General features: G+C 69.7%; 10 protein-coding genes and 1 pseudogene. 4 read left to right on the forward strand and 7 right to left on the reverse strand.

Features of this window, described 5'->3' with window-relative positions; all coding sequences use genetic code 11:
* Positions 1–463, reverse strand: a pseudogene (locus ACWCRJ_RS10300) (hypothetical protein); the annotation flags it as partial.
* A 1154-nt stretch (positions 464–1617) separates the two neighbouring features.
* Here ACWCRJ_RS10300 and ACWCRJ_RS10305 point away from each other — a divergent pair.
* Complete coding sequence (locus ACWCRJ_RS10305) at positions 1618–1863, forward strand: helix-turn-helix domain-containing protein (RefSeq protein ID WP_450938921.1); 246 nt, start codon at positions 1618–1620, stop codon at positions 1861–1863.
* 52 nt (positions 1864–1915) lie between these two features.
* Positions 1916–3067: a tyrosine-type recombinase/integrase gene (locus ACWCRJ_RS10310; protein WP_450938853.1), complete on the forward strand. Its 1152-nt coding sequence runs from the start codon at positions 1916–1918 to the stop codon at positions 3065–3067.
* Positions 3068–4062: 995 nt separating this feature from the next.
* Here ACWCRJ_RS10310 and ACWCRJ_RS10315 read toward each other — a convergent pair.
* From ACWCRJ_RS10315 to ACWCRJ_RS10340, 6 genes are all read right to left on the reverse strand, one after another.
* Positions 4063–5271, reverse strand: a complete 1209-nt coding sequence (locus tag ACWCRJ_RS10315) for a metal-dependent hydrolase family protein (protein ID WP_450938854.1) — start codon at positions 5269–5271, stop codon at positions 4063–4065.
* Positions 5272–5409: 138 nt separating this feature from the next.
* Positions 5410–6231: an SDR family NAD(P)-dependent oxidoreductase gene (locus tag ACWCRJ_RS10320; protein WP_450938855.1), complete on the reverse strand. Its 822-nt coding sequence runs from the start codon at positions 6229–6231 to the stop codon at positions 5410–5412.
* A gap of 53 nt (positions 6232–6284) precedes the next feature.
* Positions 6285–7967 carry an FAD-dependent monooxygenase gene (locus tag ACWCRJ_RS10325; RefSeq protein WP_450938856.1) on the reverse strand — a complete coding sequence of 561 codons (1683 nt, stop codon included), beginning with the start codon at positions 7965–7967 and terminating at the stop codon, positions 6285–6287.
* A gap of 19 nt (positions 7968–7986) precedes the next feature.
* Positions 7987–8964 carry a quinone oxidoreductase family protein gene (locus ACWCRJ_RS10330; protein WP_450938857.1) on the reverse strand — a complete coding sequence of 326 codons (978 nt, stop codon included), beginning with the start codon at positions 8962–8964 and terminating at the stop codon, positions 7987–7989.
* A gap of 65 nt (positions 8965–9029) precedes the next feature.
* On the reverse strand, positions 9030–9950 hold the full coding sequence (locus ACWCRJ_RS10335) for a zinc-binding dehydrogenase (RefSeq protein ID WP_450938858.1): 921 nt from the start codon (positions 9948–9950) through the stop codon (positions 9030–9032).
* A 188-nt stretch (positions 9951–10138) separates the two neighbouring features.
* Positions 10139–11638, reverse strand: a complete 1500-nt coding sequence (locus ACWCRJ_RS10340; RefSeq protein ID WP_450938859.1) for a DHA2 family efflux MFS transporter permease subunit — start codon at positions 11636–11638, stop codon at positions 10139–10141.
* Positions 11639–11924: 286 nt separating this feature from the next.
* Between ACWCRJ_RS10340 and ACWCRJ_RS10345 the strand changes: the two genes are divergently transcribed.
* Positions 11925–12386 carry a MarR family winged helix-turn-helix transcriptional regulator gene (locus ACWCRJ_RS10345; protein WP_450938860.1) on the forward strand — a complete coding sequence of 154 codons (462 nt, stop codon included), beginning with the start codon at positions 11925–11927 and terminating at the stop codon, positions 12384–12386.
* Between the two features lie 45 nt (positions 12387–12431).
* Positions 12432–13460, forward strand: coding sequence for an LLM class flavin-dependent oxidoreductase (locus tag ACWCRJ_RS10350; RefSeq protein WP_450938861.1), 1029 nt, complete (start codon positions 12432–12434; stop codon positions 13458–13460).
* Positions 13461–13496 lie beyond the last annotated feature (36 nt).

The following is a 13496-nucleotide window of genomic DNA, read 5'->3' on the forward strand; positions in this document are numbered from 1 at the left end:
GCTCCCGGCTCCCGGCTCCCGGCTCCCGGCTCCCGGCTCCCGGCTCCCGGCTCCCGGCTCCCGGCTCCCGGCTCCCGGCTCCCGGCTCCCGGCTCAAGTATTTATTATAGCCAGCCCCATGGGGTGTGCCAATCAGCGGAAATCGAAGCTGGTGCAAGCCTCCGCCCCGATTTGTGGCGAGAGCGAGGTCGAAATTCTCCGCGACGGCGACTTGCCAGGGAATCGTGAGCATTCCCCGGCGGAGCAAGAAATCGGACACGCCTCCGTCCAGTGCGGAGGAATCTGTGCAGGAGAAGACAACCTGAATCCGCTCGTCGCCGTCGAAGAGCGCAAGAAGGTCCAGGAGCCGGGTGGCTGACGTGATGTTGTGCACCACACCGAGAACCCTGCGCTGCGGTGCGACCGTCATCCAATGCCGCGCGTCCGCTTTGAGCGGCAACGGCAGCCGGTCAGCATCTGCCACCTGTCAACTCCTGCCTTCCGTCATTCTGCGGTGACGCCGTCGCGCCGCCACCGCAACCGGCCTCACCATAGTCTGGCTCCCGAATCCCGATCCCCTGCCCGTCGGTGTTCGGTGTTCCGTGACCGAGGCCCGGCCAGTTGTGCGCAGTGGCCGAGGGCTGGGCACGGGGTCAAGCTTCGTCAGCGGGATCGGCTTGACTGTGCCGTGGTTGCTCTGAGGGGCTTCGTGGCGGCGGTGACGGTCTTCTCGTCGACAGGGCTACCGATAGCGGTGTCCCATGCGTCGCCTTCGGCGAGGTGGTGCAGCAGGGTCTGGAGCCCTGGGCCAGTGCCGGGCGTGGCGCACCGTCCGACCTTGCCCCGCGACCGGGACTCTGTCGCCCCTGTGCACAGTCGCACAGTTCGGGTTCCGCTCGGCGGATGAACCGGTCGACGATGCTGTCGATGCGGTACCGGCCAAGGATCTCCGCCAGGCGGGCATCGCCCGCAGTGGGCTGGCCGTTCGGTGTCGTCAGCATGTCGCAGTACGCGCCGAACTCCATCGAGCGGACGGAACCCGGTCACGGCCAGACATCAGCGGGCAGCGCTGAGCAGGGAGCGAGTGCCAGCCGACGCCTTCAGCTCATGGCAGACGAGAAACAGCCCCAACGGACTGGAACCTCCTCGGGGATCATGTCAACGTACAACGACCTAGAAAACGCCCAGGTCAGCGAAGGGGTGTGGGCCTTGGGGTCAACCGGCAGACGGCTGGCTGCCCCTGAGCCCACAGCCCGCGCTACTCGGTCCCGTGACAGAACACAGCCCCAAGGAAGTCCACCTGTCGAATCCTGCAATCCGATCGGCCCGCTTCACTGCTCCCATCCTCTTGGGGCGTTGGTCCTCCGTGCGCGCTCGTGGTCCGCAACCTCCACCGACTCATGGGCGACGAGTTGTGGATGCTCGTAACGGACGACGTGACTCCCGCCCGTAGCGGTATGCCTGCTGGCCTTCTGTCTGAGACTGACGCGGTGCGCGGGTATCTCCCTGTCGCACAGAGCGATACCTAGCAGACGATCCCCGGTTACCGAAACCGGGGTTTCTCCGGACAGTTGATGTCGTCCTCACCGGCTGCTTGGCGGTGGATTCGGTGCGGACATGGTCCTGCCCGTGCCCGCCATGTTGGCGGCGATAGTCCGGAGGTCGTTACGCGTGTGCGACAAACTGCATTCCGTTCGGAGCGTCGCTGAAATGCTCGATGTCAGTCGGCGATCCGTTTACCGATATATCGAGGCCGGTGAGCTGACTGTTGTCGACATGCGCACCGGAGTCGAAAGGTCCCGTGTTCGGATTCCTGGACGCGAGATAGAGGCCCTGATCGAGCGTCGCATGGCCCTATCGAAAACCACCCAGTCGGCTTTGTAGAGCTCATACCCTGAGTCGTTGCTGTCATTCCTGTAATCGGTGGAAAGGTTTAATGCCCTACGTACGCAAGCTGCCGTCTGGTAAATGGCAGGCCACGGTCCGAAATCGTGCCGGTGAGCGAATCACGGAAACGTTCCCCCTGAAGACACAGGCTCGTTCGTGGGGAGCGAAACTCGAAGAGCAGCTTGCTCGCAGTGCGGTTCGTGATCCACGCGCCGGAAAGATTAAGTTTCATGAATGGCACGACCGGTGGTGGGAGGCCCGTGTCGTCGAGCCGCGGACCTTGAGCGGGGACGCTTCCACGATCCGCACGCATGTCATGCCCCACTGGGCCGACTGGGAATTGCGTGAGATGGCACGCATGGACGTGCAGACTTGGGTTCGCAAGCTAGTCGTTGATGGTAAGGGTGCATCAGCAATCCGGCGAGCTTACAACTTGCTGTCTACGATGATGCGCGATGCGGTCGATGAGGATTTGATCGCGGTTACTCCGTGTCGGCGCATCGAACTCCCTCCAGAGGTCGTCAAGCCTCCTCAGTGGTTCACGCAGGCTCAGGCTCAGGCGGTCCTCGATAGGCTGTCGCCACCGTGGCAGACAATGGCTCTATTGGGTTTCTATACCGGTCTGCGATGGGGAGAACTTTCGGGCCTGCACGGGCATCGGATTGACTGGCTTCGCTCGCGTCTCTTCGTTGTTGAGGTCAATACGACATCGGGGATAAAGGAGTATCCGAAGAGTTCGAAGAGTCGGCGCGAAGTGCCAATTCCGGACCACGTACTTGAAGCGATGTCCAGGCATATGCGCGGTCGTGATCCTGATGGGGTGGTCTTTACCACTGTTACGAAAGGGCGCGCCGGGCGGTTGCTTGTCGACGGCAACTGGCGTCGACAGACGTGGTGGCCTGCTGTCGATGAGGCGAAGTATGTTAACCAGGACGGGAAACTGCGGCCGGTTCCGCACTATCCGCCTCACTCGATGCGGCATACGTGCGCGTCGTGGTTGGTGCAGCAGGGCGTCTCCCTGTACGAGGTTCAGCACCTCCTCGGTCACGAGAGCTACCACACGACTCAGCGATACGCCCATCTGGCTCCGGACTCTCACCAGGCTGTCTTGGGTGCATGGACTCGACTGGAATCCCAGTTGATCGTGCCGACCGCAAAGGCAGTTGTAGGCGGCGGTCTCCGACGCCGACCTTCGCAGTAGTGAAGTGAACGTCTAGGTGCTTCTGCCGGCGACCGCTTGGTCCCGCACGAGCCGAGGGCGGCCGAGGATGCATCCGGGTCAAGGGTGTGTGGTGGTGGATCCACCCGCGCAGTGGCCGGGTAACCTGCTGCTTCTCCTTGCGCCCCCGACCCCAGCCGCCCCCCAAGCCCCCTTGATCTGGCACCTGCCGGTCAGGGGGCTGTTGGCGTTAGTCCTCGATTCTGCGGTGCTTCGAGCGGGGAAAGTGGCAACTCGCGAAGCCCGGCGGTGCGGCCTGCCACCGCGTAGGCTGTGGCCAGAGTGTTGATCGGGATCCGTGCGTCTCTGACGACCGCCCGTGGCGGTGACGCACGTATGACGCACGAGGCTCTCTGAGGGGTTTGGATTTCGCCTCGAAACCGCCTCTGACCTTTGTGTTTCCTGGCAAGGGTCAAACTGCACACCTTCCCGATGACGCATCATGTGGAGTGCGTGGCGATTCTCGAACCGGCGGCCAAGGGCTCCTGACCTGTGGTTTGCCCGCGCATGAGGGGCGATGTGGGCGTTACGGGCGAAACTCGAGCGGGTCGAGCGTGACATCACCTGAGTGACCGTCAGGCGCACTGCCCGGAAGACCTTGGTCGGGCCCTTGCTCCGCAGGAGTACCGTCCCGGAGCGCGGGTCAACCGCGGGAGGCGACTCGTCGCGCTCCGATGCCGAGCGCACGGGCGTACGGGGCGGAGTCATGGGGCGGGGACGGGGACGGCCCGGGATCCGGGGGGAGCCCCATGAGGCGGGCGGCGGCCGACGCGGCGTCCTGGGCGAACAGGGCGCAGGCCAGCCGGAGGGCGAGGTGCTCCCGGGAAGGGGCCGGCGATGTCCGGGGCGTGAGTCGTTCGGGTTCACCATGCATGGGGGAAGCGTCGCCGGTGGCGGTGGAGAGGCGCCGGAGAGCGGCTCCAGGCTCGGGCACGGCGCGGCTCGGTCCTCTCACGATGCTCGTGGGCCGCCCTCGCTCACTGCACCGACTCGTCGGGGCACGGTGGCTGGGACGGCGAGTGGATGGCCTGCCCCCTGACGACGACGAGGCGGAGGTCCCGTAGGGCCGAGACGTCGTGCAGCGGGTCGCCCTCGACCGCGATGAGGTCGGCCCGCAGGCCGAGTGCGATCCTGCCGGTCAGGGTCTCGACCCTCAGGGCGCGGGCCGCACGGGACGTGGCGGCCTCCAGTATCTCCGCGGGCGGCAGACCGAGCCGGGCCATCCCTATCAGGCCCTCGACGTAGGCGTGGTGCGGTGCGCCGTCGGTGCCCGCGTCGGTGCCCGCGACGATGGGGACGCCCTGCCGGTACAGCATCGGCAGGGCGGGCAGCGGGCCGGGGGCGAGCCGGTCCCAGCGTTCGGTGAAGCGCTCGCTGATGGTCGGACAGACGTGCACACCGCCGGCGGCGAGCCGGCGTACGAGGTCGGGGTCCGGAACGATTGTGCCGGACGCGTCGAGGAAGCTGCAGTGCTCGATGGTGTGTACGCCGGCCCTCAAGGACGCCGCTATCCCCGCCGTGCCGTGCGCGTGCGCGGCGACGGGGACACCCGCCCGCGTCGCCTCGTCGACGACGGCCGCGAGCTCCCGGTCCGTGAACTGCCCCTCGGACAAGGCCGAACCCCGTGTGAGTGCTCCGCCGGTGGCCATGACCTTGATGAGGTCGACACCGGCTCCGATCTGGTCCCGTACCGCCTGCCGCAGCGCCTGTTCACCGACGTGGGCTCCGCCCATGAACCAGCAGTGCCCCTCCGGTACGGTCAGCGGCGCTCCCGACACGACCAGTGCGGGTCCGGGAGCGAGGCCCGAGCGGACAGCGTCGCGGACGCGTACACCAAGCCCCCCGGGTGCGCCGAGGTCTCGGGCGGTGGTCACGCCCGCGGACAACAACGCGCCCGCGTTGCGCAACATCAGCGCGTACAACTCCGCGAGTGAGGCCGCCCGCATCCGGTCCATGGCGCCGGGCGCGCCGTCCAGTGCCAGATGGACATGGCTGTCGATGAGCCCGGGCAGCAGCGTGAGCGGACCGAGATCCACGTGCTCGCTCCGCCGACGCAGCTGCCACGGCACCTCGTGGGAGGGCCCCACCCAGCGGATCAGCTCCCCGTCCACGAGCACTCCGCCGTACCGGATGCATCTGCCGCGATCACCGGTGATCAGCCGGTCCGCCGTGTAGTACCTGATCATGGATTCTCGTCTCTGCCGGGGGCGCGCACCGGCATCCGGAGACCGCGCCGAGGATTTCGGGGGCGGGCGCTCCTGGCCTGAGGGGCTCATGGGCCGGGGGCGGGACCGCGGTCCCGCCCCCGGCCCGCCGGGCCACCGTCAGTAATTGCCCAGACCACCGCACACGTTCATGGCCTGAGCCGTGATGGAGGCGGCGAGGTCGCCGGCGAGGTAGCCGACGAGGCCCGCGACCTCCTCGGGGGTCGAGTAGCGGCCGAGGGGGATCTTCGCCTGGAACCTCGTCAGCACCTCGTCCTCCGTGGTGCCCCAGTGCGCCGCGTAGCCCTGACGTACCCGGGCCGCCATCGGCGTCTCCACATAGCCGGGGCACACGGCGTTCACGGTGATGCCGGACCGGGCGAGCTCCTTGCCGAGCGCCTTCGTGAAACCGATGACGCCGTGCTTCGACGCGGAGTACGGGGCGGCCAGTTCGACGCCCTGCTTGCCTCCGGTGGAGGCGATGTTGATGATGCGGCCGTGGCCGCGTGCCAGCATGCCACCCTGTGACAGCACCTCGCGGGTGATGCGGAAGACGCTGTTGAGGTTGGTCTCGATGACCGCCTCCCACAGCTCGTCGGGGAGTTCGGCGGTCACGCCGCCACCGCCGCGCCCCGCGTTGTTGACAAGGACGTGGAGGGGTCCGAAGCGGTCCACCGCGGAGCGGACCAGCCGCTGCACGTCCGGCTTCGACGTGACATCGGCGGCGACTCCGTCCGCCTCGAAGCCGCGGCCGCGCAGCTTGTCCACGACGGCGGCGACCGTCTCACCGTCCCGGCCGCACAGGAACACCGCATGCCCCTGCTCGGCGAGCAGTTCGGCGACGGCGAGGCCGATGCCGCTCGTGCTCCCGGTGACCAGGGCGACCCGCCGCTGTTCGGCCGTCGCGTTCTCCTGCTGAGCGGCTGCTTCTGCCACTGCCATTCCGGATCCTTTCGCCATGACGTTCGGGGAGGTACGGGACGCCTGAGGGCTGTTCAGTGCGCCGGCCGGTGCAGCACCTGCCGCAGGGCGCGCTCGATCTCGGCCGCCGGGTCCGGACGCGTCCCGGCACACCGCCACGCCACGAACCGGTCGGGCCGCACCAGCGCGGCCCCGTCGGCACCGATGCCGTACGCGGTGGAGAACGCTCCTTCCGCATCGAGCAGTTCGCAGCCGGGACCGACCCGGTGCACCTGGACGGTGACGCCGAGCGCGTCCGCCGAGGCGAGTGCGCCCTCGGCCCACGCCGCACCGTCCGGCCCGGTGAGCAGCACGAACGCGTGACCGAAGAGGGCGGTCGTCGAGGTGGCTGAGCCGTCCCTCCGGGTGAGAGGGACGTACGGGGCGTGGGAGCCCGGCCGGCCGGTGGGCCGGGACGGGTTCTCGAACAGTTCGCAGTCGTCGTCGGGTTCGAGGAGCACGGCCCCCTTCGGAAAGCGGTAGCCGAACGCGATCACCGGCGGCGGCAACGCCACGGCCAGCGACTCGTCCGCGAGCTCGGGCGAGATGCGGTCCACCAGGTTCGCGAACTGCTGCTCCACCAACTCCTCCGCGTACGGCCGGCGTTCGGCGTCGTGACTGTCGAGCAGAGCCTCGCCCGCCGTGCCCCGCAGCACGGCCGCGAGCTTCCAGCCCAGGTACAGCCCGTCCAGATAGGCGGTGTTGCCGCCCATACCGCCGGTCGGCGGCATCACGTGCGCGGCATCGCCCACGAGCAGCGCACGGCCTTCGCGGAAGCGTTCGGCGACCCCGCAGGAGATCTCCGTCTCGCTGATCTCCTCGATCTTCAGCGGGGTGTCCGGGATACCGAGGTCGGAGCGGATCTGCGCGGCCACGGTGTCCTCGTGCGTCCACCAGCCGTCCGGCAGTTCGGGCGTGAGATTGCGGAAGTACCCGTACAGCCCTGGAATCTCGGTGTTGAACAGGACCGCGCGACCCACATGCAGCGCGGTGAACCGGCGGCCGTCCGCGGCGCCGTCCGTGTGCGACAGAGGCTCGCTCAGATCGGCCTCGAACAGGACGCGCAGCACCTTCCCGACCGTGCCCCGGCCGCGCATCTCGATGCCGAGGGACTGGCGGATGCCGCTGCGCCAGCCGTCCGCCACCACCAGGTAGCGCGCCCGGATCACCCGTCGTTCCCCGGTCCCGGTGTGCTGGGTGACCGCGGTGACGCCGTCGGCGTCCTGGGTGAGCGAGGTCAGCCGGGTCGAGAAGCGCAGCCGCGAGCCGAGTTCCGCCGCCCGGTCGGCGAGCACGCTCTCCACGGCGGACTGGCTCGCGGTGCCCCAGTCCTCGGGGGACACATGCCGCATGCTCAGGTGGTCGCCGCTCATCAGGGTGCGCAGCACCGGACCCGCGAGGGTCTTCGCGACGACCATGTGGAAGTCACTGCGGTACGCGCGGCCCCGCTCCCGCACGGTCTCGGCGGCACCGGCGATGGCCAGCGCCTCCATCGTGTGCGGATACTGCCCGGTGGCCTTCACCGCGGTCGAGGTGCTCGGACGGCGCTCGACCACCAGCGCGGGTACGCCGTGCAGGCCCAGGAAGACGGCCGTGCTGAGGCCGCCGGGGCCGGCGCCGGCGACGAGGACGGGCACGGTCTCGTCGGGCTCCGGCTCCGGCTCGGGTACGGGTGTCGGTGGGGCGGCCGGATCCGGCCGTCGCGCTCTCTGGGTCATGGTGACGGGCTCCCGCGGATCAGGGGACGAGGACGACACGGCCCAGCTGGGTACGGCTCTCGATGACCCGGTGGGCCTCGGCCGCCTCGGTCAGCGGCAGCGTGGTGTGCACGGCGACCCGCAGACCGCCCGAGGTGATCAGCCGGACGAGCTCCGCGCGTGCCTCCGTCACCCGGACCGGGTCCGCCTTCGCCCAGGCGTCGAGCGAGGTGCCCACCACGTAGGTGAGACCGAGGAGTTCGGTCATCGCCACTTTCGCGACCTCGCCGTCGGCGCCCGCGAAGCCGTAGTAGACGAGTCTCCCGTACGGCCTGAGCAGCTTCAGGCCGTCCTTGAACACCGCACCCTCGACGCTGTCGAGCACCACGTCGACGCCCTGTCCGCCGGTGAGTTCGCGGACCTTGTCCGCCCAGTCGGACTGCCGGTAGTCGACGACGTCGTCGGCGCCGTGCGCGCGGACGAAGTCGGCCTTGGCGGGCGAGCCGACCGTGCCGATGACCCGGCCCGCGCCACGCGCCTTCGCGAGCTGGGTGACGAGATGGCCGATCGCGCCGGCCGCGGCGTGCACGAGCACCGTGTCGCCCTTCACGACCCGGGCCGCGTCGAGGACGCTCCAGGCGGTCTGCGCGGTGGAGCCGAGCGCGGTCGCGGTGGCCGCGTCGAGGTCCTCGGGTACGACGACGAGGCGCTCGGCGTCGACGACGACCGCGTCCGCGTACGCGGCGGGCACGCCGTACGCCACCACCCGGGTGCCGGGCGCGGGGCCCTCGGTGTCCGGGCCGAGCGCCTCGACCCGGCCCACCACGTCGCCGCCCGGGCGGCCGGGCAGCGGGGAGGGAAACGGGGCGGTGCCGCCGCGCAGTTGTGTCTCGATGAAGTTGACACCGACGGCCTCGGTGCGCAGCAACAGCTGACCGGGGCCGGGGGTGGGCACGGGTGTGTCCTCGACGCGCAGGACGTCGGGGGAGCCGTGCTCGTGGTAGCTGATCAGTCGCATGGGAACCTCGCGTTGCGGTGACGGGAGTGGGCTTCGCGGGTACGGCGCGCTACGGGCGCCCGGCGTCACATGGACAGGACGACCTTGCCGTTGATCTCGCGGGAGTACAGGGCGTCGATCGCGCGCCGCGGGTTGGTCCAGGGCATCAGCAGGCCTGGCTCGGCCACCAGCCTTCCGGCGGCGACCAGCCCGAGCAGGAGGGCCAGGTCCGCCGGTACGTCGCGCCGGGTGACCTCATCGAGCAGGAACAGGTACTCGATGCGCACGCCCGGGCGTGCGTGGCCCCAGTCGGCGGGCAGGCGCAGCTCGGCGCGGACCGTGTTGCCGAAGACGGTCGCCACGCCACCGCGGCGCAGGAGCCGGTAGCCGGTGCTGAACACCTCACCGCCGACACTGTCGACGAGGATGTCGACAGGGGTGGTGGGAGGCTCGTCGTAGCCGACGACGACGTCGGCGCCGAAGTCGGCGAGCCCCTTGCCGCGAGCCGGGGAACCGACCCAGGCGGTGACCGCGCTGCCGCCCGCGCGGGCCAGTTGTACGGCCACACGGCCGACGCCGCCGCTGGCCCCGGTGACGAGGGTGCGCCTGCCCAGGAGCCAGCCGGCCTTCCGCAGCGCGTAGAGGGCGGTGAGGCCGGCGACGGGGAGGGTGGCCGCGTCGGTGTCGGTGACGCCGTCCGGGATGACCGTCAGGCGGTCGGTGCGTACCGCGGCCAGCTCCGCCCAGGCGCTGTTCTCCGCCAGGCCCGTCACACGGGCGCCCGCGGGTGGGCCGCTGCCGTCGGACGCGGGGCGCAGGATCGTGCCGACGACGTCCAGCCCCAGGCAGGAACCGATCGGACGGCGAGCCGCGAGGAGGAGATCGGCCCTGTTCAGGGCCGTCGCATGGACCTCGACCAGTGCCTCGTCCGGACGGGGGCGGGGGTCGAGTACGGACCGCAGCTCGACGGTGAGCGGATCAACGGCGGTGGTGACCAGAGCCTTCAACGTTTTCCTCGCGGGCAGACGGGTGCGGTGGGTTCTGCCAGGTATAGGAGGGAGCGCTGGATTCCTGGTCCAGCGGCCATGGGGCGGGCCGTGCGGGTGTCGGGCGCCGTCGCGGGCCCGGCGGACGGCAAGGAATCGGCCCGCCCCCGGGGGAATGAGGGGCGGGCCGGTATCGGGGGACGCGGCGGTCAGGCCGGGGTGGATCGCGGGAGGGCGCCCGTGTCCCCGGTGGGCTGCTCCGCAGGTGCTTCCGCGCGGAAGGAGCCGGGGAGGGCGAGGGCCGCGAGTGCCGCGATCAGACTGAAGGCGATGATGACCCAGTACGAGCCGCCGTACGCCCCCGCGGGGTGCCCGTCGGATGCGCCGAGCCGCTCCTGCAGGGTGATCGCGATGACCGCGATGCCGAGCGCGCCGCCGATCTGGTTGAAGATGAACAGCGCGCTGGTCGCCCGCGCCGCGCCGGCCTCGCCGACGGCCCTGTACATGAAGGCCATGGTGCCGGGCGCGGTCAGCCCGATGCCGTATCCGGTGAGGCCGAAGGCGACGGACAGCAACGCGGTGTTCGTGTCCGAGCCGATCTGGGAGAAGGCGAGCGCGCCGAGTGCGGTGACGAGCATGCCGACCGCGGAGGTGAGCCGCGCGGTGACCTTGTTCGCCGTCTTGCCGGAGGTGATCGCGCCGGCGGCGCCGAGGATGCCGGAGGGGATCAGCAGCAGACCGGCGTGCAGGGCGCCGAACCCGCGGGACTGCTGGTAGTACAGCGGGGTCAGGAGCAGCAAGGCGTTGGCGACGGCGCCGACGAAGAACATCGTGACGACGGCCATGGTGAAGCCGCGCTTGCCGAACATACGCAGGTCGATGAGCGGTGTGACCGAGGTGCGCAGCGCGTGCACCGCGTATCCGACGAGCAGGAGCACACCGGCGCCGAAGGCGGCGAGCACCTTCGGTGACGACGCGTCACCGGAGTGCGCGGCCGTCGTGAAGCCGTAGACCAGGGCCGCGAACCCGGGGGAGAGCAGCGCCAGGCCGAGGACGTCCAGACGCTCCTCGGGGCGGCCGGCGTGCTGGTCGGCGGGCAGGGTGCGCAGCGCGAGCAGCAGGGCGATCAGACCGATGGGCAGGTTGATCAGGAACATCCAGCGCCAGCTCACGGCATCCACGAGGACACCGCCGAGGACGGGGCCGAGGATCGGGCCGAGGGTGAGGGGCAGCGAGATCAGTGCCATGGCCTTGGCGACGCGCGCGGGGCCCGCGGTCGTGGCGAGGACGCTCTGCACCACGGGGACGATCATGCCGCCACCGAGGCCCTGGAGCACCCGGAACGCGATCAGCGACTCGATGGACCAGGCGAAGCCCGACAGCACCGAGCCGAGTACGAACAGGGAGACGGCGGCGAGCCACATCGTGCGGCCGCCGAAGCGGTCGACGGCCCAGCCCGCGAACGGTGTGGCGACGGCGACGGCGAGCAGATAGCCGGCGGTGACCCACTGGACGGTCGCGAGCGGCGAGCCGAACTCGCCGCTGAGCGTCTTCACGCCGACGTTGACGATCGTCTCGTCGAGCAGCGCCATCAGCAGCGCGAGCAGCAGGACACCGGCCATGCGCATGAACGCCGGGTCGAGTTTGTCGTTCACCTCGGTGGCGCTCTCCGCCGTCGCTGGAGCGGTCTGCGAGGGATCGGGTGTCATGTCGGGTGCCGTGGACGATTCGGGAGTTCCGCGTGTCATGCGTACCGCCTGGAGTCGATGCAGTCGGGGACGGGCGCGGAACGACGCCGCGCTCTGTGCGCCTCTCACACTAGATGTAAATGCAGGCGCCTGCATCTACTTTTCGGACGTATCTCTGCCTGCCTTGCTGATAGCCGGTCCACTGGGGCAGGATGTGGGGGAAAGTGCTTGCAAAATGCATGCATAGACATGGTTTATGCATGGAGTTGGTTATAGTGGAGGGGGAGTGAGCGAAGGGGAGGCGGACATGTCGGCCGATGACCGTGGAGGGCGTCCCGGTGAGTTCGACCTGTGGCGTCGGATGACGCTGATGGTCGGTCAGCTCAACCAGTCGCTGGAGAAGATGCTCGCGAGCGAGCATCAGATCTCACTGCCCGAGCTGATGGTGCTGATCGAGCTGCGGCACGGTCACGAACGCGGCACTCGGGTGCAGGAGCTGTCCACCGCGGTCGGGCTCGACCAGTCGTCCATGAGCCGGCTCGTCACCCGCCTGGAGAACAAGGGCCTCACGACCCGGGTCTCCTGCGAGCACGACCGCCGCGGCGTCTACTGCATGCTGACGCCCGCGGGCGCCGAGCGCGGTGAGCGGGCCGAGGCCCGCTGCCGTGAGGAGCTGACCGGACTGCTCGACGTCGCCTCGTTCGACGACCGTTGGGCATCGCTCGTCTCCCGCTTCCGGCACAGCGCGGCCGGAGCCGCCACCCCTTAAGCGTGTCACCCCCTCCTTTCGGCCCTGTCCGTGAAGGAGACCAGCGTGAAACTGTCCGTCCTGGACCAGTCCGTCGTGCCGGAGGGAAGCACCCCGGCCACCGCCCTGCACAACTCCCTGAACCTGGCGCGCCTCGCGGACCGGCTCGGCTACCACCGCTACTGGTTCGCCGAGCATCACGCCACGCCCTCCTTCGCGGGCCCCGCCCCGGAGATCATGGCCGCCAGGGTCGCCGCCGAGACCGGTCGCATCCGAGTCGGCTCCGGCGGGGTGCTGCTGCCGCACTACAGCCCGCTGAAGGTCGCCGAGGTGTTCCGGGTGCTCGGCGCGCTCTCGCCCGGCCGGATCGATCTCGGTGTCGGCCGTGGTATCGGCGCCGGGAGCATCGAGGCGCACGCCCTCGCCCCGGGTACCTCCGGGGGCGGGGACGACGGGGACTTTCCCGGCAAGCTCGCCGAACTCCTCGCCTTCCTGCATGGCGGCTTCCCCGACGGGCACCCCTACGGGCGCATCCAGCTCATGCCCACCGCGGGCGCGCCCGAGGTGTGGCTCCTGGTGGCCAGCCCGCAGAGCGCCGAACTGGCCGCCCGGCTCGGGCTGCCCGTGTCCATAGCCCACTTCGGCCGGCCCCAGGTCACCCGCTCCGTCGTCGAGGCGTACCGCGGCGCCTTCGCCAGCCACGACGGCTCGCGGCCGCGTGTGCAGATCGGTGTCGGGGTGTACTGCGGACCCACGGAGGAGGAGGCCCGGCGGGTCTTCGCCAGCCAGCGGCTCTTCCGGCTGCGCATGGGCCGTGGGCTGCTGCTGCCGCTGCCGTCGCCGGAGGCCGCGCTCGACGGGCTGCGCGGCGAGGTGGAACCGCTCGCGGACGAGGTGGCCGAGTGGCCGAGGTGCGTGGTCGGCGATCCCGACCGCGTGCACAAGGAACTCACGTCCATGACCGAGGCGCTGGAGATCGACGAGTTCATGGTGCTCTCCACGATCCACTCTCCCCGGGATCGCATGCGTTCCTATGAACTGCTCGCGCGCCGTTTCGGGCTGACCGGGGAGGGCGACGGCGACAGCGCCGCGTGAAACGGAGGCGGACGGCCTGTCGAAGAATGTCCTGAA

The sequence above is a fragment of the Streptomyces sp. NPDC002324 genome, from assembly GCF_053593335.1.

Excerpts from the sequence above, each read along its gene's own strand:
- ACWCRJ_RS10305 (WP_450938921.1), top strand. The coding sequence starts at position 1,618 with ATGTTGGCGGCGATAGTCCGGAGGTCGTTACGCGTGTGCGACAAACTG.
- ACWCRJ_RS10310 (WP_450938853.1), top strand. The coding sequence starts at position 1,916 with ATGCCCTACGTACGCAAGCTGCCGTCTGGTAAATGGCAGGCCACGGTC.
- ACWCRJ_RS10315 (WP_450938854.1), bottom strand. The coding sequence starts at position 5,271 with ATGATCAGGTACTACACGGCGGACCGGCTGATCACCGGTGATCGCGGC.
- ACWCRJ_RS10320 (WP_450938855.1), bottom strand. The coding sequence starts at position 6,231 with ATGGCAGTGGCAGAAGCAGCCGCTCAGCAGGAGAACGCGACGGCCGAA.
- ACWCRJ_RS10325 (WP_450938856.1), bottom strand. The coding sequence starts at position 7,967 with ATGACCCAGAGAGCGCGACGGCCGGATCCGGCCGCCCCACCGACACCC.
- ACWCRJ_RS10330 (WP_450938857.1), bottom strand. The coding sequence starts at position 8,964 with ATGCGACTGATCAGCTACCACGAGCACGGCTCCCCCGACGTCCTGCGC.
- ACWCRJ_RS10340 (WP_450938859.1), bottom strand. The coding sequence starts at position 11,638 with ATGACACCCGATCCCTCGCAGACCGCTCCAGCGACGGCGGAGAGCGCC.
- ACWCRJ_RS10345 (WP_450938860.1), top strand. The coding sequence starts at position 11,925 with ATGTCGGCCGATGACCGTGGAGGGCGTCCCGGTGAGTTCGACCTGTGG.